This window comes from Undibacterium hunanense, from assembly GCF_014284335.1.
GTDB classification, from domain to species: domain Bacteria; phylum Pseudomonadota; class Gammaproteobacteria; order Burkholderiales; family Burkholderiaceae_D; genus Undibacterium; species Undibacterium hunanense.
The window spans coordinates 135,710-154,034 of sequence record NZ_JACOGF010000007.1 but is presented as its reverse complement, the minus strand read 5'-3'; the positions used below and the strand labels follow the sequence as shown (position 1 = coordinate 154,034).

Below are 18,325 nucleotides of genomic sequence, written 5' to 3'. Positions count from 1 at the left end.
CCTCCCCTTGAAAGGGAGGGGATATCTGCCAAGGTTTGATAATCACAAAATTGATGCAGGCATACGTGTTTGAAAAAAAGAGACTAGATTTTCCCCCCAACGTTTGCACATCATCAGTATCTGGAATAAAGTTTGCTACAGCTTTTGTACCTGAAATTTTTTCGAATATTCCACCTGGAGAAGAGTATATGCAGACACAAAGCGGGCAACTTTGGAATGAAGATTTAGCACCTACTTCAGAAGCACAGCGCACCTGGCGCTGGTATCACTTTGCCGCTTTGTGGGTGGGTATGGTCATGTGTATCCCGGCCTATACCCTGGCAGCCAGCCTCATCGAAGGCGGCATGTCAGGTTACCAGGCGGTAGTGACCGTATTTATTGCCAATGCCATCGTACTCGTCCCCATGTTGCTGATAGGCCATGCCGGTGCCAAATACGGTATTCCCTATGCCGTGCTGGCACGTACTTCCTTTGGCGTGCGTGGTGCACGTCTGCCTGCTTTGATGCGTGCCATTGTTGCTTGTGGCTGGTATGGCATACAAACCTGGTTTGGCGGGCAAATGATTTATACCCTGGGTGGGGTGTTGATCGGTCATCCTCTGGGTGGTGACAATATTGCCGGTCTGGGCATTAACGCAGCGCAACTGGTCTGTTTCCTGATTTTTTGGGGCATACAGTTCTGGTATATCTTCCACGGCATGGAATCCATACGCAAGCTGGAAACCTATACCGCACCGCTTAAAATACTTATCTGTTTCGTTCTGCTGGGCTGGGTCTATAACAAGGCTGGTGGCTTTGGCCCTCTACTGGATCAACCATCGCAATTCGTCGAAGGCGGTAAAAAAGCCGGGCAATTCTGGAGCACCTTCTGGCCTTCACTGACAGCAATGGTTGGCTTTTGGGCTACCCTGGCCTTGAATATCCCCGACTTTACCCGTTTCGCCAAATCACAAAAAGACCAGATCCTCGGCCAGACCATAGGCTTGCCCGCCCCCATGGGCTTGCTGGCCTTGCTGGCAGTGATTGTCACCTCTGCCACTGTTGTCCTGTACGGCAAAGCCCTGTGGGATCCGGTAGACCTCGCCAGCCGCATGACTGGCGTTGCCGTATTGATCGCCTTGCTGATCTTGCTGATAGACACGGTATCCGTCAATCTGGCTGCCAACCTGGTTGGCCCGGCGTATGATTTCTCGGCCCTGAACCCTAAACTGATTTCATATAAAACCGGTGGCTACATCACCGCATCCATTGCTCTCATCATGATGCCGTGGAAGATTTTGGAATCTACCCAGGGCTATATCTTCACCTGGTTGATAGGCTATTCCGCCTTGCTTGGCCCCATAGCCGGTATTTTGATTATTGATTATTACTTCATCCGCAAGACAGAAATTGATGTCAACGCCCTGTATCAGGATGAAGGCAAGTACAGCTATAAAAATGGCTGGAACATGGCCGCCGTGATCGCTTTCGTGATCGGCGTCTTGCCGAATATCCCGGGTTTTTTGAACGCGGCTTTCCCTGCCAGCTTCCCGGCTATTCCAGAAGTATTAAAAACCATCTACACCTACGCCTGGTTCGTTGGCCTTGCCTTGTCCGGTGTGGTGTATATGGGTTTGATGAACGGTAAGAAGGTTTGAATGTGCAAAATAGCGGAGCAGGTTGCAAGAACGTAGGTTGGGCTACGGGGTATCAGCCCAACACTGGGCTTTAACTTACGTATACGTTTTTTAAGGCCGAGTGTTGGGCTGGTGAAGCGTAGCCTAGCGAGGCCCGGCCCAACCTACGATACTTCGCCCAACCTACGAGAAGCGACTTCCGTAATTTTGCACACCCAATGAACAATGAAGGAACTGTCATGACCATACTGATACGCGGCGGCACTGTCGTCAACGCAGACCGCGAATTTAAAGCCGATGTCCTCTGCGACAACGGCAAGATCATCGCCGTCGGCGACAAGCTCGATGCACCTGTCGGTGCCGAAGTCATCGACGCTGGCGGCCTCTACGTCATGCCCGGCGGCATAGACCCGCACACCCACATGCAATTGCCTTTCATGGGCACGGTCACGCAAGATGATTTCTTTACCGGCACTGCGGCTGGGCTGGCCGGTGGTACCACCAGCATCATCGACTTCGTCATCCCCAATCCGCAACAAAGCCTGATGGAAGCCTTCAACACCTGGCGTGGCTGGGCAGAAAAATCTGCCGGTGATTACTCCTTCCACGTCGCCGTCACATGGTGGGATGACACAGTCCATGCCGACATGGGCAAGCTCGTCAACGAACATGGCGTCAACAGCTTCAAGCATTTCATGGCCTATAAAAATGCCATCATGGCTGATGATGAAATTCTGGTAAAAAGTTTCGCCCGCGCCGTAGAGCTGGGTGCCATGCCCACCGTACATGCAGAAAACGGTGAGCTGGTTTTTCTCTTGCAACAAGAAATGCTCAAGCAAGGCAAGACCGGGCCAGAGGCACACCCGCTGTCACGCCCACCTGTAGTCGAAGGTGAAGCAGCACAGCGCGCCATTGCTATCGCCAATGTCATCAACACGCCGCTGTACATCGTCCACGTATCCTGTGCCGAATCACTGGATGCCATCACCCGCGCCCGTGCCCACGGTCAGCGTGTGTTTGGTGAAGTGCTGGCAGGTCATCTGGTCGTCGATGACAGCGTTTACAAAAATAAAGATTTCGTCCAGGCCGCAGGCCATGTGATGAGCCCACCTTTCCGCAGCAGCCAGCATCAGGAAGCCTTGTGGCAAGGCCTGCAAGGCGGTAACCTGCATACTACGGCCACCGATCACTGCACCTTCTGCGCTGCCCAAAAAGCCGCAGGCAAGGACGACTTCACCAAAATACCAAACGGCTGTGGCGGCATAGAAGAACGCATGATGGTACTGTGGGATGCAGGCGTCAATACTGGCCGCCTGACACCTTCAGAATTCGTCAAGGTCACCTCTGCCAACTGCGCACAGATTTTTAATATCTACCCGCGCAAAGGCGTGATTGCAGAAGGCGCAGATGCCGACATCGTCCTGTGGGATGCCGCAGGCACCAAGACCCTGTCCGTCAAAACACAATTCTCCAAAGGCGACTTCAATGTCTTTGAAGGCCGCCAGGTCAAGGGCATACCAACGCACACCATCAGCGGTGGAAAACTGGTTTTCAAACAAGGTGAATTAATGGCGGAGATGGGAGCAGGGCGGTATATCAAACGTCCATCCTTCTCACCCATGTTTCATGCGCTGAATAAAATGCGCGCATAAAAAATTATCAAGAAAGATTTATATGACTACCGCAAATCTACGCAAGGATTTACGCATAAACGGTGACCGTCTCTGGGCATCGCTGATGGAACTGGCACAAATCGGTGCAACACAAAAAGGTGGCGTCAAACGCCTGGCCCTGACTGATCTCGATAAACAGGGGCGTGACCTCGTCGTCTCCTGGGCCAAACAGGCTGGCCTTACCGTCACCATAGACCAGATAGGCAATGTCTTCATGCGCAGGGCAGGCAAGAACCCGGCGCTGCCCCCCATCATGTCCGGCAGCCATATCGATACCCAGCCCACCGGCGGCAAGTTCGACGGCAACTACGGCGTGCTGGCCGCGCTGGAAGTCGTGCGCACCCTCAACGACCACAACATAGAAACCGAAGCACCAATCGAAGTCGCCTTCTGGACCAATGAAGAAGGCTCACGCTTCGTCCCCGTCATGATGGGCTCAGGCGTATTCTGCGGCGCATTTTCGCTGGAAACAGCCTATGCCGCCAAAGACACCGAAGGCAAAACCGTAGGCGATGAACTCGAACGCATAGGCTACAAAGGCACAGAAGTACCAGGCCAGCACCCAATAGGTGCCTACTTCGAAACCCATATAGAACAAGGCCCGGTTCTAGAAGATGCCGACAAGGTCATCGGCGTCGTCCCCGGTGTGCTTGGCCTCTCATGGTACGACTGCATCGTCACCGGCATGGAAGCCCACGCCGGCCCCACACCCATGGCCCTGCGCAAAGACGCCCTGCAAATCTCAACCAAAATCATGCAGGAAGTCGTCAACATCGGCAATCGTTACCCGCCCTATGGCCGTGGCACGGTAGGCATGGTGCAGGTATTCCCCAACAGCCGCAACGTCATCCCCGGCGAAGTTAAATTCAGCATAGACCTGCGCAACGTGTCGTCCGAATTACTGGACACCATGCACAATGAAATTCTCGCCTTCGTCGATAAAACCAGCAAAGACAGTGGCCTGAGCATCAGTGTAGAACGCGTATCCTACTACCCCCCATGCCCCTTCCACCCGGACTGCGTCAACGCCGTACGCGAAGCCACAGCCACCCTGGGCTACAGCACCATGGACGTAGTATCAGGCGCAGGCCACGACGCCATCTACACCGCCAGACTGGCTCCATCCGGCATGATCTTCGTGCCCTGCAAGGATGGTATCAGTCACAATGAAATTGAAGATGCGAAGTCAGAACACCTGGAGGCAGGGTGTAATGTGTTGTTGCATGCGATGCTGGGGAGGGCTGGGTAAGCTTATCTGGAAAAATTCAGATAGGCCGTGATGGATGCTTGCTGTTTAATTTGAAGTTTTTGACTTTGTAGATTTCTACTGCAAGCATCTTTCTTAGGTTTTAACTGCATCATTTCATGCAATCCACACCGCCGCGCCTTGAGCACTTGCAAGCTCGCAGGCGCGGATAATATTGCCCATTCTATGCTGATAGGTTTCGTCATGATCTAAAGCATCAAGCAAGGCCGTGACTTCTGTCTTCAATGTGACAATATCACTCCCAAGTACAAGAATGTTCTGATGCTTGAGTGCGTATAGTAAAGAAAGCCCGAGTTCGGCACTTCTCTGTGATCCATAAACTGAGTTTCGCCACTGCTCAGGACCTGCCAACTTTGCTCCTGCTGAGAGTGGTATCTCGTTTGCAAATCGCCATGTTAACTCATCCACATATATTACAGTAACTGTAAGAGTCATTTTTGTGTGTTACCAACCTATTTTCTGAGGCTTTGAACTGATGAATTTGATTATAAAGTGGATCAAATTTGATTTGTCCAGATTAATCGTTTTTGGAGAATATTTTTTTTGCTGCTTCGCTGATTTTATAGTTCGCGCCGTTGTTTTCAGCTATAAGTAACATGCAATTAATTGGATATCGTAAGTCGGATAGTTTCGGTTATTTACCTCTTAAATTTGCAATTTTTTTCTAAGCCTCTTAAAAAATCGGCTCGTTCTTTGATGTTTGAACTGCTAAATTTTTTAGATTATCATCCTCTGTTAGATTCGCTGCATTTACATTTTCTCACTCACTCTAGTTAGCCCTCAACCCTTGGCTACGCCGCACACTGATGCCAACTATACCTGGTGAAAGTCTCCTGGCTGAATGGCAGGTACTGAAAATAGACACAGACCAATGAGTGACGATCTCAAAGCATTGGAACAATGGGCAAGCGTTCTGTTTGCTCAACTCGACCCGGCACAAAGACGTAAAGTGAATTTGCAGGTCGCCCAGGACTTGCGTCGCAGCCAGCAACAGCGCATCAAATCACAGATGACGCCGGAGGGTATCACCTATACTCCAAGAAAACCACGCAAGGATATACGTGGTAAGAAGGGGCGCATAAAAAGGCAGAAGGCCGCCATGTACACCAAGCTACGGACCTATACGCACCTGAAAGTGAAGGCAGACGTCAATGAAATTGCAGTAGGATTTTTTTGGACGCATGGAGAGAATTGCGCGAGTGCATCAGTTTGGCTTGAATGACCGCGTGGCAAAGAATGGTCAAGAAATTAAGTACGCAAGACGAGAATTAATAGGATTCAACTCGGCAGAAAGAGTACAGATAAGAATTTCATTATTCAAATATTTTCAACCTTAATACTTAGTGTAGCGCTGGGAATTTTTAACAATTTCATCATTTAAGAAATTACTTGCTACTCCGTAAACTTCACCGATCTTAGCAAATTTTTTTTGCTTCTCTGGAGTTTGTAAATAACCAGTAGCTATGGCACGAACTGCACTCGTTCCACATGCAACATAATAATCATTCGTATGTTGAATCAAATCAGAAAAAGCATCTATGTATTTTTTTACAGGATCACAAAGTTCAGGGAAGTATAATTTTGCAATTAACATTGCCTTGTTCGCATCATCGAGAAGCATAATCTCCATGATGTCTGAACTTGTTTCGCAACTATATAATTTTGAACTTTGCTTTCTTGACTCAAGAAAAATATTTGAAAATTCCTCATATTTCTCTCTAAGTAGAATTTGGTGTTTATGTTTCCTTTCTCTATGTGATTGAAATACTGAAACGGCCTGAGATAAAGCCACCCCAGCCAAAGCACACGCAGCTCCCAAAATAGTGTTGTCAGCCATTATTTCTCCAAAGATTTATATGTTTATTTAATACTTTAAACAACAGTTTTTTATTATAATAAGAATAATATTAAAAACTGCAATAGAATGGTATTGAAGATTATCGCCTGAAAGTAAATATGCCAACTCTCAAAGCTTACGTAGTGAATTTCATGTTTATTGGTGAAAATTTCACGGATAAAAATGGACAATTGCAAATGGACGAAATAGTTTTTGAATGTGGGAAATTCAAATTCACTTTTATTCAAGACATGAAATTTGCAAAGGCCCCTGCAAAATATCGTGGAACAGTTTGTCAAACATCTGAAGTTTTCGTTCATGATGTGAAAGAAAGTGATTTAACTCCAGTTATTGAAACACTTGAAAAACTATGCTGGTTATTGTCATTTGTAGGTCTATGCCGTGTCGGATGTGCTGGTTATGAATTTCCAGTTGAAACAAAAAAGAAATTTATCTCATTAGTTGCTGAATCCAACTTTCATCTTCCATCCTTGAGCGACATTGGCGATAGATCATATATTAGAAAATTTGTAGAACAAGTCTTTGATAGATACCAAGGCATTTGTAACACAAGAAAACTTAATGTAGTTTTCGACTACTTAATACATTCAGACAGAACTCGGCAGCCAACTGAAGTTAAATTGATTTTAATGTTTGTTTTATTAGAGAATCTCAAAGACACTTTTGCAAAAGAAAAACAAATTCCATTTACAGATGGAGCATTTCGGAAGCCTTCAAAGTTGATTAAAAATAGAATGGTTAGCGTTGCATATTCATTTAGAGAATTATTAATGATGATGTTTGCAGAATACCAAATGAAGCCGAAGCTACAGCATATAGTTAAATTCAGAAATGAAATGATTCATTCCGGTCTATCGACTTCAAACACTCCCGCTGAATTAGAGGTTGTGTATGCCGAATGTCACGATCTAATAAGAGAGTACATTTTTAGGCTTCTCGAATTTAAAGGAACTTTTCCTACCTATAAATCAAGAAACACAGAATTTGTGGTCTTGCAATAAAATTAATCTCTCCAAAAGAATTTGATGTTATGGGGCAATAAATTTTATTGATCTAGTCGCAGGCGCCGTATTTCCCATTGTCGCCAGCGTCAAATAGAGGATAGACTTGGTTATATGGTTGATACATAGCTTTTTTCAGACAACAGCATTCGCAGTATTACTGAGTTTGTGCCAACTGGGGGGCATGGCGTAGGATGGACATCTTTTAGCTCATGTTTGGTGACCTTTCAAGCGTTTTCTTATTTAGTGCTTCGGCGTAGCTCTTATTGGAGAAATACTCAGCAATGACGTCAATAACAACCTTAACTCGCGTTGTACGCGCAATATAACCTTGCTTAACTGACTACATCATAGCTTTCGTGGTGATCTGCCTACAGGCCGTTCAGAAGGAGGCATTTTCTGCGAGGTGAACAGTCAGTTCTGCTATGCTGATGTCGACGCGGATATCTACGATGGGGTAGTTGCAGTTTTTTCTGCGTGGCGAGGTGCAATGCTGTGTTAGTCGGTGGTGATGCCATGGCCGTCCAAACTCTTGCTGTATGGTTAGGTCGGATGTCTCCTCGCGCAGGATTTGGTGGCGAACGGGCCTCATTTGCACTTTATCTAGTGATGGGTTACCACATTAGGATCAGTGGACCTGATTAAACATCTCAAAATCTGTTTACATGAAAATAAATGGTTTCCCTAATGAACGCTCTTTATGAGAAGTTTGAAGTGACGCAGATGTTATGTAAGTAAATCAATTGTGATTGCCGTCTTACGAAACCCCAACCGCGTCCACATCACCCCGCTATTCCGATTCCCTTCCTGAACAGACTCAGTCCGCACAGTCAGTATCGTCTCCAGTCCTTCAGCGGCTGCTAACCGTATAGTCTCCACAGCAGACACTTCAAACATGCGTCGCCCATGTGGGATGGGGCCATGTCTGAGGGACATGATCAACAGGCCGGATTCATTCAATAGCGATGCCAGTCTGGGCATGGTCTGTGTCCGCTGTTGCTCGTCCAGATGCATCCAGACTGCGCTGAGCATGATCAGGTCGAAGCGCTCATCTCTGCGATGCAGCACAGATAAATCAGGCAGGCTGTCATCCAGCCATTCGATATGGTCTGAGTCATGCAGGGCGATGGCTGCTGTGCGGAATTTTTTTATCGGTTCAACGGCGATGACCGTGTGGCCCATGGCGGCAAGTGCGGCAGCGTCTGTTCCTATGCCTGCGCCGATATCAAGAACCTTGCATGGCTTTACCGGTATCAGATGCATGACTGGCGCATGTTGATCTGCAAAAGAAATTGCCTGCCATTTATCGATCAGAAAATCGGCGGCTTCTGCATAGCCTTCGGTTCCACTTACCTGTGGCATATTTATGCTGCTAGCGGTCGTAGGTTTTACCACCGGTGGATATGCTGTACAGCCATGGGCTGTAAGGCAGGCGCAAGAGGATTTTGGAATTTTTGATGACGCTACCCATCATCATGCCGCGGCAAAACAGGCTGACGCCATCCTGTATTCTTTCGCACATGGCATCGGGGCTGTCAATGAATGCTGTTTTTTCAAAGCGGGTGATGATGACGGTCTTGCCTTCGGGCAGCAAGCCAATCGGCGGTACGACAAAGATGGTGATTTGGGTGTAGATGGTGATGGCCAGGATGACTACAATAGCGAGGCTGATTTTTATGCTTTTTTTCATTGTTGGGCTGAATAAGTGATTATGGATGTGTATCTGTCTGGCTGATGTATTGTTCGATAATTTGTTTACGCAATTTTTCCAGTTCACCGCTGGCTTGCATGCTTCTGATGACTTGCTCGACTCTGGGTATCAGGTCTTTATGTTTTTCATGCAGAAAATGATAAATCTCGATTTTTTGTAAAGGTGGTGTCAGTAAGTGGATTCTGTTTTCCAAGTGTAGTTTTTTGATCGCAACCATACCACTAAATGCGTCTGATACGGCAACATCCATGCGATTTTCTGACAGCATGATCATGAGTTGCTCCAGGTTGTTTGCCATGTATACGGTCTTCATACCCTTGGTGCCATCTTCTGATGTGCCAACTCCCCGTACGATGCCGATACGATAGTCCTTTATGTCGTCCCAGGCTTTGACCTCGAATTGATATTTCGCTGAGAATACAGATGGCTCAATATAATTGATGGCGGGGTGCACTGCTTTCAGCGTGGTGTATTGGCTTTCGACATGGATATTTCTTTGTACTTCGCCATCCAGCACACCGGCGCTTGATTCCATGAGTGCTCTTTTTGCCGGGCGATCAACCAGTTCCATAGGGATGTTCAGGCGTTTGTAGACGACCCTGAGAATTTCACCACCGACGAACTGATCTGGTATTTTTTCAATACGCGCAATATGCAATGGGGTTTGGGCCCAGGTAGTCGCGCACAATCCCAGTGTTAACAAAATTGCCAAAGCGGTCAACATTGCTTTCACGCCAATCCCTTCAGATCAGATTGTTGAGTAACAACTAAGGTATCAATGCATGACGACAGGTTTTGATCTGAGCTTGATCCGTGTCTGTGTTTCAACTTGCTGTTTCAACTTTGCAATTCAGCTCATTCTTCTCGCGATTTTAGGACTGATTAATGTACATGGGGTGGTTTTTTAAGCAAAGGGGCAGCCATATTCATAATGTGTTGTCCGGAAATACATGCAGATATTATATTTGTATCCGGTATTGATATTCCAAATTCATATACTTAGTCGTAGTTTATTCATATTTTGAATTGGACCTGCCGCCATACACTCTTTACTTCAATAATTACGTTATTTGGTCATGAAAATCATCAAGTTGATTATGTATCGACTGCCCCGGAGGTGGTGGTTGGTGCGCTGATAACTGTGTTTGCCAGGGCTTTTCAATGGCTTGGTACATACGCATGAATACCGAAAATAACGACGATAACGGCGATAACGACAGTAACAACGATAACAACCAGGAAATGGTAATGCAAAATAATACGAGACAAAACGAAGTCAAAAAAACATTTTCCAAAGCTGGCAAGCGTACAAAAATTGCGCTTGCCTTGTGCACACTCTGGCTGGCATGTTCACAGGCACAAGCGGCTAGTTTGTTGAAGATAGATGCCAGCGGTTTGACGCCGGACCCGGTATCGGGTCATCTTAAAATGGGTACTGCGGTATCCCCCGGCGGCGAACGGCTGGGGGCAAATAACCAGTATCTGACGCGCAACGGCCAAGCCTGGTTGCCTGTGATGGGAGAGTTCCATTATTCACGCAGCCCGGCAGCCAGTTGGGAAGCTGAACTGCGCAAGATGAAATCATCCGGTATTGATATCGTCGCCAGCTATGTGATCTGGAACCATCATGAAGAACGTGAAGGCCAGTTCAACTGGAAGGGTAACCGCGATTTGCGGCACTTTATTCAGTTGTGCGGCAAAGTTGGTTTGAATGTCGTGGTGCGTGTTGGCCCATGGGCGCATGCAGAGGCCCGCTTTGGCGGCATACCGGACTGGGTTGTGGATGCCATGCCAACGCGTGGTGACGATCCGCAATATATGCAATTTGTTGAACGTCTGTATGCGCAGATCGGGCAGCAGGTACAGGGGCAGTTATGGAAAAACGGTGGCCCTGTCATCGGTGTCCAGCTGGAAAACGAATACAATTTGCGTGGGCCAGGCGAAGGGGAAGGGCATATCCTGGCACTCAAACGTCTGGCGCTGAAAGCGGGAATGGATGTTCCCTTATATACGGTGACAGGCTGGGATGGCACCGTTTATCCGTCGGGGGAAGTAACGCCGGTATTTGGTGGGTACCCGGATGAACCCTGGGGCGTCAGCACCAAGGAATTGCCACCCAAGGAAACGTATGCTTTCCGTTTTGATAGCCGTGTCAGTGGTGATCTGGGCGCGCAAACAGCAGCCACAGCGCCTGGTACTGCAGAAACCGATATTGCACTCACACCTTTCCTGGGGGCCGAATATGGCGCAGGCCTGCCCGCCATGTATCGTCGTCGCACCCTGGTGTCGCCAGACGATATTGCATCCATGTTACCGGTGCAACTGGGTTCTGGTGTGAACCTGATGGGCTACTACATGTATCACGGCGGGCGCAACCCTGTCAGTCAGCCTTCGATGGAAGAAAGCACGCTCAGTGGCGGCTATAACGATACACCAAAGATTACCTATGACTTTAATGCCCCCCTCGGGCCTGATGGCCAGCAACGGCCTGTACTGACGCGCTTGCGTCCTTTCCATTATTTCTTGCATGATTTCGGCCCACGCCTGGCACCGATGACCGTACGCAAGCCGGAACTGGTACCTGCATCAGCGCAGGAATTGACTACCCCACGTTTCTCGGTAAGAAGCAAGGGCGACAGCGCTTTCCTGTTCGTGAACAACCACGTGCGCCAATATGCAATGCCCTTGCAATCCGGCTTGCAGTTTTCTGTCAAGTTGCCGCATGAAACACTGGTTTTCCCGCAGCAGGGTGTTGACGTGGCCGACGGCAGTTATTTTATCTGGCCGATTAATTTTGATCTTGATGGCACGCTGTTGAACTACGCTACAGCGCAGCCGGTAGCGCGGCTGGACAATGGCAAAGATGGCGTGCTCTACGTGTTTTCTGCCGCCAGGGGCATACCTGTGGAACTGGCGTTTAATGCTGATGTGGCACCCTATCTGAATGCTCCATCTGCCAGGCTGAACAAGCTAGGTAGTCGCATTGTTCTCGATAAGCTCACTCCAGGAACATCATCAACTCTGACGATCAATCGCCCCGGCTCCAAGCCAGTGACGATTCTGGTATTGGCACCAGAACAGGTTCAGCAATTGAGTATTGGCGTGCTGGGCGGTCAGCGTCGCCTGGTCATGAGTGAACAGGATGCCTATTTTGATGCAGGCAGCTTGCAGTTGCGGTCTGCCGGACAGGAAAATTTCAGGGTAGCGATTTACCCCGCTCTTGCCAAAAAACCTGCAGCCAATCAGACACTGACTGCCGCAGCGAATGACGGTGTGTTTCAGGTATTTGAAGCGCATTTTCCAAAATTGAATGCTGATGTCAGTATCAAGCAGACCAGGGCAGCACGAAAAATGCCTGCGGTAATGATAGGTGGCCTGGCCAAGGCAGCCATGCAGCCCATTCCTGAACATTTCAGTCATGCTGCGACTTGGCAGATATCGGCACCAAAAGCACAACTAAAAGGTTTGGATGATGCCTTGCTGGAAATTGATTTTGTAGGTGATATCGGACGATTGTTTTCTGGCACCCGCATGCTGGATGACTGGTATTACAACGGCCAGAAATGGCAAATCAATTTGAAGTCGCTTGGCGCGTCCCTGGATCAGGGGCTGACGCTGAACGTGCTGCCATTGCGCTCTGATGCGCCGATTTATTTACCCAAAGAGCACCGTCCTCAGTTTGATGAGCAGGCACAAATCGCAAGCCTGCGCAATTTGCGTGTTATCCCTGTTTATCAACTGCGTTTGAGTACTAAGTAAATAAGCGAGGCGCGTCAATAACTATTGTTATTGGCGTGCCTGACAAGCTTCCTGATGATGGTGATAATGGTAGTGCTTCAGCGATTCAAAAAATTTGAAAATAGGACTTACGAAAAATTGTCCCAACAAGGCGCAGCGACGAAGACAGTACTTTAGTACGGCTAGGAGCGGCAACGCAGTTGGGGCGGTTTTGCGTAAGTCCTAAAAAAATAAATACGAGACAATCATGAAAAAACACATGGCACGAACTATCTGGTTCCGTCTGCTTGGCAGCGTGCTGACAACTGCTTTCTGCTCGCTTGCTGCTAGTTCACCAGTACTTGCTGCTGATCCGGTAAAAATCGGTTTTCTGGTCAAGCAGGCAGAAGAGCCGTGGTTTCAGGACGAATGGCACTATGCAGAACAGGCTGCCCGCGAAAAGGGTTTTACCCTGGTCAAGATCGGTGTTCCCAATGGTGAAAAAATGATGGCTGCGATTGACAATCTTGCTGCGCAAAAGGCACAGGGTTTTGTCATTTGCGCACCAGATGTCAAACTGGGTATGGCGGTGGAGCGCACGGCCAAGCGCCATAACCTGAAAGTGATCTCGGTTGATGATCAGCTTATAGACGGCAGTGGAAAAGCGATCAGCTCTATCCCGCACATGGGTATCTCTGGCTACGACATTGGCAAGCAGGTTGGACAAGGGTTGCTCAATGAAATCAAGGCGCGTGGCTGGGTGCTGTCTGAAGTTGGTGCTATGCGTCTGGCATTTGATCAATTGCCGACTGCGCAACAACGCACGATGGGTGCGGCAGATGCACTCAAGGCAGCAGGGCTTCCGGCCGCTAATGTCTTCGACGCTGCACAGGCAAAGACAGATACAGAAAGCGCCTTCAATGCTGCCAACATCGTGTTCACAAAACAGACCAGATTCAAACACTGGGTGGTCTTTGGGCTGAATGATGAAGCCGTGCTGGGCACGGTACGTGCAGCCGAAGGCCGGGGATTACGCAACGACGCCGTGATTGGTATCGGCATTGGTGGCAGCAAGGCTGCCCTGAATGAATTTGCCAAACCCAACCCCACTGCGTTTTATGGCAGCGTCCTGATCAGTTCCAAACGCCATGGCTATGAAACGACAATGAATATGTATAAATGGATTACAGAAAACAAATTGCCACCACCGGTGACGCTCACCAATGGCGTGTTGATGACGCGCCAAAATCAGGCCGCCGTGCGCGCTGATTTCGGACTTTGAAAGCAAGGATGTCCGGGCCATGCTCGTTGGTTTTCATTTGCCCGCGTTGAAATGATTTCTAAATAGGACTTACGCAAAACCGCCCCAGCAAGGCGTCAGCGACGTAGACAGTACTTTAGTACGGCAAGTTGCTGCAACGCAGCTGGGACAATTTTGCGTAAGTCCTACTAAATAATTTTAAGCATTTTCCCAACAGTGGTCGTACGACCATTTCAAACGAATTCATAGCTGCAAAATCAGGTATATGAATTTCACATAGTATTCGCGAAATAATTCATTAGCTTGCAATGAATTCGATCAATAAGATGATTGAAACTCATTTCATCAATAGGGGCCTTATTTATTCGGATGGATGAAGCGAGTTAAAAAACTCTGGAACTTAGAAAGAGTTACATCCTGCCACTAACCCGGCAGTGTTATAAAAAAATCAGGAGACAAAATGAAGCAAAAGAAAATCAGCTGGATGATTCACGCCTTGTTCGTGATGCCAGCAATCAGCGCCACAGCCTTTGCCCAGGAAAAACCAGCAACACCAGCAACCGATGAAGTGCAGCAGGTTACAGTGAGCGGCATCCGTGCCTCGGTGCGCAATGCGCTTGCAAGCAAAGAAGCATCCAACAGCATGATAGAAGCCATTGCTTCAGAAGATATAGGTAAATTGCCGGATACCACCATCGCAGAATCGCTGGCGCGCCTGCCTGGCCTGTCGTCAGGATTGGATCGTGGCAATGCAAGCCAGATCGTGGCGCGTGGCATGGGCCCGCGCTTTATTGGTGCGACACTCAATGGTCGTGAATTGGCATCCACTGAACCGGCCCGTGCCGTGCGTTTTGAACAATTCCCATCAGAATCTTTAAGCGGTGCAACCGTCTACAAAACACAATCTGCTGAAATTACAGAAGGCGGTATTGCGACAACGATTGATTTGCAGACAGTGCAGCCACTGAAATTCAAGGATCGCCAGATTTCTTTGAGGGCAGATGCCTTGTATTATCCTATGGGCGATCAAATCCCCGGTGCAAAAAGTAAAACACCACGTGTGGGTGGCGTGTATATCGACCAGTTCAATAATAATACCTTGGGCGTTGCGCTGGCTTTCAGTTATCAGGACCAGCCTTCACTCCAAAAAAATATAAAACATTGGGGTTTTAACGAAGATCATTCAGCAGATTTGAATGGTGACGGCAAGGTTGACAAAACACCCTGGGGTTTTGGTGACGATGTCAAACGCGGTACAGATAAACGTACCAGCCTACTCGGCAAAGTCGAATGGAAGGCCAGTCCCAACGCCTTGATTACCGGTGACGTTTATTATGCAAAAGCAGCCATTAATGAACCGGGTTTACAGCACTGGACCGGCGATGTCGGTAACTGGGATGGCTGGCAAAAAGCCAATTACAGCAACGTCGATATCCGCAATGGCTATGTGGTGGGCGCGACAGTAAAAGACGTTGGCCTGACCACCAATGACTATAAGTGGGTGCAGGACAATAGCAATGTGGCTGGCGGTATCAATGGCAAATTTACGATAGGCGACTGGAAGGTAGAGACAGACTTGTCAACATCGCGCGCGAAACGTGACAGCCAGTGGCGTGACTTGCGCCTGTTTGCAAAAAACAATAGCACACTCACCTGGTCGTTTACCGGGGATGACCGTCAGGTTTACAGCCTGGGACAGGATTCTGGAAATCCGGCAGCGTTTGGTGCGCCTACGATGTATGTGGATACGGATGGTCACCTGAGGGATGAATTGAATGGCATCCACCTGAATGCTGCCCGTGGTGTTGATTGGGGTGCGGTAAGCCGTATCAAGTTTGGTGCCCGTTTTACTGACCGCGAAAAATCATATAACCAAACAACATGGAGTGTATCGCCAACGGGAACGATACCCGATTCGGCCTATGAAACCATACGCGTTGACGGTTTTTTGCCATTCATTGCGCTGAAAAATTTTGATGCGTCTTCTTTCGCTGCTTTTGGTCCCAATGTATTCAGTGCTAACGGTCGTCCGCAAACGCAGAATGATTTACTGTCGGGCTGGAAAGTCAAAGAGCGCAGTTCGTCACTCTATGCACAGGCTGACCTTGATGGTACGTTCCTGGGAACAGGATATCGCGGTAATGCCGGCGTGCGTGTAGTACATACCAGCCAGACTGGCGAAGGCATGCAGTCATTGAGTGGTGCAGCGCCGACACCAGTGCAGGGTGGCACTTCTTATACCGAGGTATTGCCCAGCCTGAACCTGATATTTGCGATGGATGACAAACAGGAAAAGCAGGTGCGTTTCAGTTTGGCACGTGCCATGTCACGTGCGCCACTGGATGAAATGCGTGCTTCACGTAATTTGAATGTCGACCCCAATCCTGTACAGCCTTTGACAGGCAATGCCGGTAATCCGGAATTGAAACCAATGATGTCGAATCAACTGGACCTGGCTTATCAATGGTATTTTGCCAAAGGCGGTTTGGCATCGGCTGGCGTGTTCTATAAACAGGTCTCACGCTATATAGGCATTACGGAAGACAAGACCAGCATCAATGGTCGCAGTGCGGTGATCACGCGTTCGGTGAATGGTGGCGGTGGCAATGTCAAGGGTCTGGAACTTGTGTATCAGCAGGCATTTACCGGCTTGCCTGCGCCATTTGATGGCCTGGGTGTGCATGGTAATTATGCCTACACAGAAAGTGACATCAAGGAAAATATGCCTTCCGTGAATCCTTTCCCTATCGAAGGTTTGATGAAGCACAATGGCGGCATCACTGTCTGGTACGAAAAAGCCGGATATGAAGCGCGGCTTTCTGCCAATTACCATAGCGCCTTCGTACGCAATCCCACCTGGGCTGCCGGTCAGTTGATATTGAATGGTGCCGAGACTTACCTGACCCTGAATCTGTCCAAACAGATCACACCGCAGTTGCAAGTGCGATTTGGTATCGACAACATGACTAACCAGAAAGTCGTGTATACCAGCGCAAATAATCCATATCAACAAGAAGTCACTGAATTTGGCCGTCGTTTTAATTTTGGACTTACTTACAAGATGTAATTTCTGATGAAGAAGGGCGATGCAAATCGCCCTTTCTTTTTGACAGATTTGCATTTATATCATTTTTATCAATTCATGAAATTCGATCATTTTTTTTCTGGAATATGTTTGGCGCTGATGATTTGTAGCAACGCCAGCGCACAAAGTTTGTCAGCTGCAGGCAAGATAAAAAATGTGCCTGATTATCCTGCGCAAGCAGGAACGACACAAGGCTTTGCCAAAGGATCAGACATTAGCTGGCTGTCAGAAATGGAAGCATCCGGCTATGAATTTTTTAATAAGGCAGGTGTCAGACAGGATATTTTCCTGACTTTAAAAGAACAGGGTATGAATGCCATGCGTTTGCGGGTATGGGTGAACCCTGTCGATGGCTGGAATGGCTTGCCAGATGTACTGGCCAAAGCGCAACGGGCAAAACAGGCCGGTATGCGCATTATGATCGATTTCCATTATAGCGATACCTGGGCGGACCCAGCACACCAGACCAAACCAGCCGCATGGAGTCAGCATAGTATTGCTGAACTGCGTACAGACATCGCGCAACACACCTCTGCGACCCTGCTAGCCCTGCGTGATGCAGGCATTACACCCGAATGGGTACAGGTCGGCAACGAAACCAATGACGGCATGCTGTGGGACAGTGCACGGCCCTCCAAATCTGCCGACAACATGAAAAATTACGCGGAGTTGACGACATCAGCCTACGATGCCGTCAAGCAGGTTTTTCCTGCGACCCTGGTCATCGTGCATCTTGCCAATTGCCATAATAACGAAGGGTTTCGCTGGATTTTTGATGGTTTGAAAAAACATGGCGGCAAGTTTGATGTCATCGGTGCGTCGTCATATCCACTGGAAGCCCCTGGTCACACTTGGCAATCAGCAAACAATGCCTGCCTTGCCAATTTGAATGATATGACAGACCGTTATCAAGTACCGGTCATGGTGACCGAAGTCGGCACACCCTGGGATCACCCGCAGGCGAAAGCTATTTTGAGCGATGTTATCGCCAAGGTCCGTTCGGTTAGTCAGAACCGAGGCCTGGGAGTGATCTACTGGGAAGCGCAAGCCTATAAAAACTGGAAAGGCTATTCCTTCGGTGCTTTTGATAGCACAGGCAAACCTACAGAGGCTCTGGATGCATTTTTACATTAGAG

The 18,325-nt window shown here is 48.4% G+C and carries 15 protein-coding genes; 10 read left to right on the top strand and 5 right to left on the bottom strand.

The features are described 5' to 3' along the window. Positions 1-188: 188 nt before the first annotated feature. The 3 genes from H8L32_RS15010 to H8L32_RS15000 all read left to right on the top strand — a co-directional run bounded on the left by H8L32_RS15010 (position 189) and on the right by H8L32_RS15000 (position 4,538). Entirely contained in the window at positions 189-1,637 is a 1,449-nt protein-coding gene (locus H8L32_RS15010) for an NCS1 family nucleobase:cation symporter-1 (RefSeq protein WP_186948063.1), read from the top strand. A 218-nt stretch (positions 1,638-1,855) separates the two neighbouring features. Next, on the top strand, positions 1,856-3,268 hold the full coding sequence (gene hydA, locus H8L32_RS15005) for a dihydropyrimidinase (protein WP_186948062.1): 1,413 nt from the start codon (positions 1,856-1,858) through the stop codon (positions 3,266-3,268). Positions 3,269-3,290: 22 nt separating this feature from the next. Continuing rightward, positions 3,291-4,538, top strand: a complete 1,248-nt coding sequence (locus tag H8L32_RS15000) for a Zn-dependent hydrolase (protein ID WP_186948061.1) — start codon at positions 3,291-3,293, stop codon at positions 4,536-4,538. A gap of 114 nt (positions 4,539-4,652) precedes the next feature. On the opposite strand, the gene H8L32_RS14995 is transcribed toward H8L32_RS15000, so the two are convergent. Beyond that, positions 4,653-4,991: a hypothetical protein gene (locus tag H8L32_RS14995; protein ID WP_186948060.1), complete on the bottom strand. Its 339-nt coding sequence runs from the start codon at positions 4,989-4,991 to the stop codon at positions 4,653-4,655. A gap of 436 nt (positions 4,992-5,427) precedes the next feature. On the opposite strand from H8L32_RS14995, the gene H8L32_RS14990 reads away from it, so the two are divergent. Together H8L32_RS14990 and H8L32_RS27730 are read left to right on the top strand one after the other, a co-directional pair. Next, positions 5,428-5,778: a phage virion morphogenesis protein gene (locus H8L32_RS14990; RefSeq protein ID WP_230412229.1), complete on the top strand. Its 351-nt coding sequence runs from the start codon at positions 5,428-5,430 to the stop codon at positions 5,776-5,778. Then, positions 5,738-5,893 carry a phage virion morphogenesis protein gene (locus H8L32_RS27730; protein WP_230412228.1) on the top strand — a complete coding sequence of 52 codons (156 nt, stop codon included), beginning with the start codon at positions 5,738-5,740 and terminating at the stop codon, positions 5,891-5,893. Before H8L32_RS14990 ends, H8L32_RS27730 begins: the two co-directional genes overlap by 41 nt. Here the strand turns inward: H8L32_RS27730 and H8L32_RS14985 are convergent. Beyond that, positions 5,890-6,393, bottom strand: a complete 504-nt coding sequence (locus H8L32_RS14985) for a hypothetical protein (RefSeq protein WP_186948059.1) — start codon at positions 6,391-6,393, stop codon at positions 5,890-5,892. The two genes, H8L32_RS27730 and H8L32_RS14985, sit on opposite strands and share 4 nt — an antisense overlap. 119 nt (positions 6,394-6,512) lie before the next feature. Between H8L32_RS14985 and H8L32_RS14980 the strand changes: the two genes are divergently transcribed. Beyond that, a complete protein-coding gene (locus H8L32_RS14980; protein ID WP_186948058.1) occupies positions 6,513-7,415 on the top strand; it encodes a hypothetical protein in 903 nt (300 codons plus the stop codon). Positions 7,416-8,141: 726 nt separating this feature from the next. Here the strand turns inward: H8L32_RS14980 and H8L32_RS14975 are convergent. The 3 genes from H8L32_RS14975 to H8L32_RS14965 are packed head-to-tail and all read right to left on the bottom strand — an operon-like array spanning position 8,142 to position 9,859. Then, positions 8,142-8,777 carry a class I SAM-dependent methyltransferase gene (locus H8L32_RS14975; protein WP_186948057.1) on the bottom strand — a complete coding sequence of 212 codons (636 nt, stop codon included), beginning with the start codon at positions 8,775-8,777 and terminating at the stop codon, positions 8,142-8,144. A gap of 10 nt (positions 8,778-8,787) precedes the next feature. After that, positions 8,788-9,105: a hypothetical protein gene (locus H8L32_RS14970; RefSeq protein ID WP_186948056.1), complete on the bottom strand. Its 318-nt coding sequence runs from the start codon at positions 9,103-9,105 to the stop codon at positions 8,788-8,790. Positions 9,106-9,124: 19 nt separating this feature from the next. Continuing rightward, positions 9,125-9,859, bottom strand: a complete 735-nt coding sequence (locus H8L32_RS14965) for a substrate-binding periplasmic protein (RefSeq protein ID WP_222619370.1) — start codon at positions 9,857-9,859, stop codon at positions 9,125-9,127. Between the two features lie 446 nt (positions 9,860-10,305). Here H8L32_RS14965 and H8L32_RS14960 point away from each other — a divergent pair, with 446 nt between their 5' ends. From H8L32_RS14960 to H8L32_RS14945, 4 genes are all read left to right on the top strand, one after another. Beyond that, a complete protein-coding gene (locus H8L32_RS14960; protein WP_230412227.1) occupies positions 10,306-12,885 on the top strand; it encodes a beta-galactosidase in 2,580 nt (859 codons plus the stop codon). A gap of 238 nt (positions 12,886-13,123) precedes the next feature. Beyond that, entirely contained in the window at positions 13,124-14,125 is a 1,002-nt protein-coding gene (locus H8L32_RS14955) for an arabinose ABC transporter substrate-binding protein (protein WP_186948055.1), read from the top strand. A 439-nt stretch (positions 14,126-14,564) separates the two neighbouring features. Further along, positions 14,565-17,171 (top strand): TonB-dependent receptor, encoded by a 2,607-nt coding sequence (locus tag H8L32_RS14950; RefSeq protein ID WP_186948054.1) that lies wholly within the window; start codon positions 14,565-14,567, stop codon positions 17,169-17,171. 174 nt (positions 17,172-17,345) lie between these two features. Beyond that, complete coding sequence (locus tag H8L32_RS14945; protein ID WP_329605189.1) at positions 17,346-18,323, top strand: glycoside hydrolase family 53 protein; 978 nt, start codon at positions 17,346-17,348, stop codon at positions 18,321-18,323. Positions 18,324-18,325 lie beyond the last annotated feature (2 nt).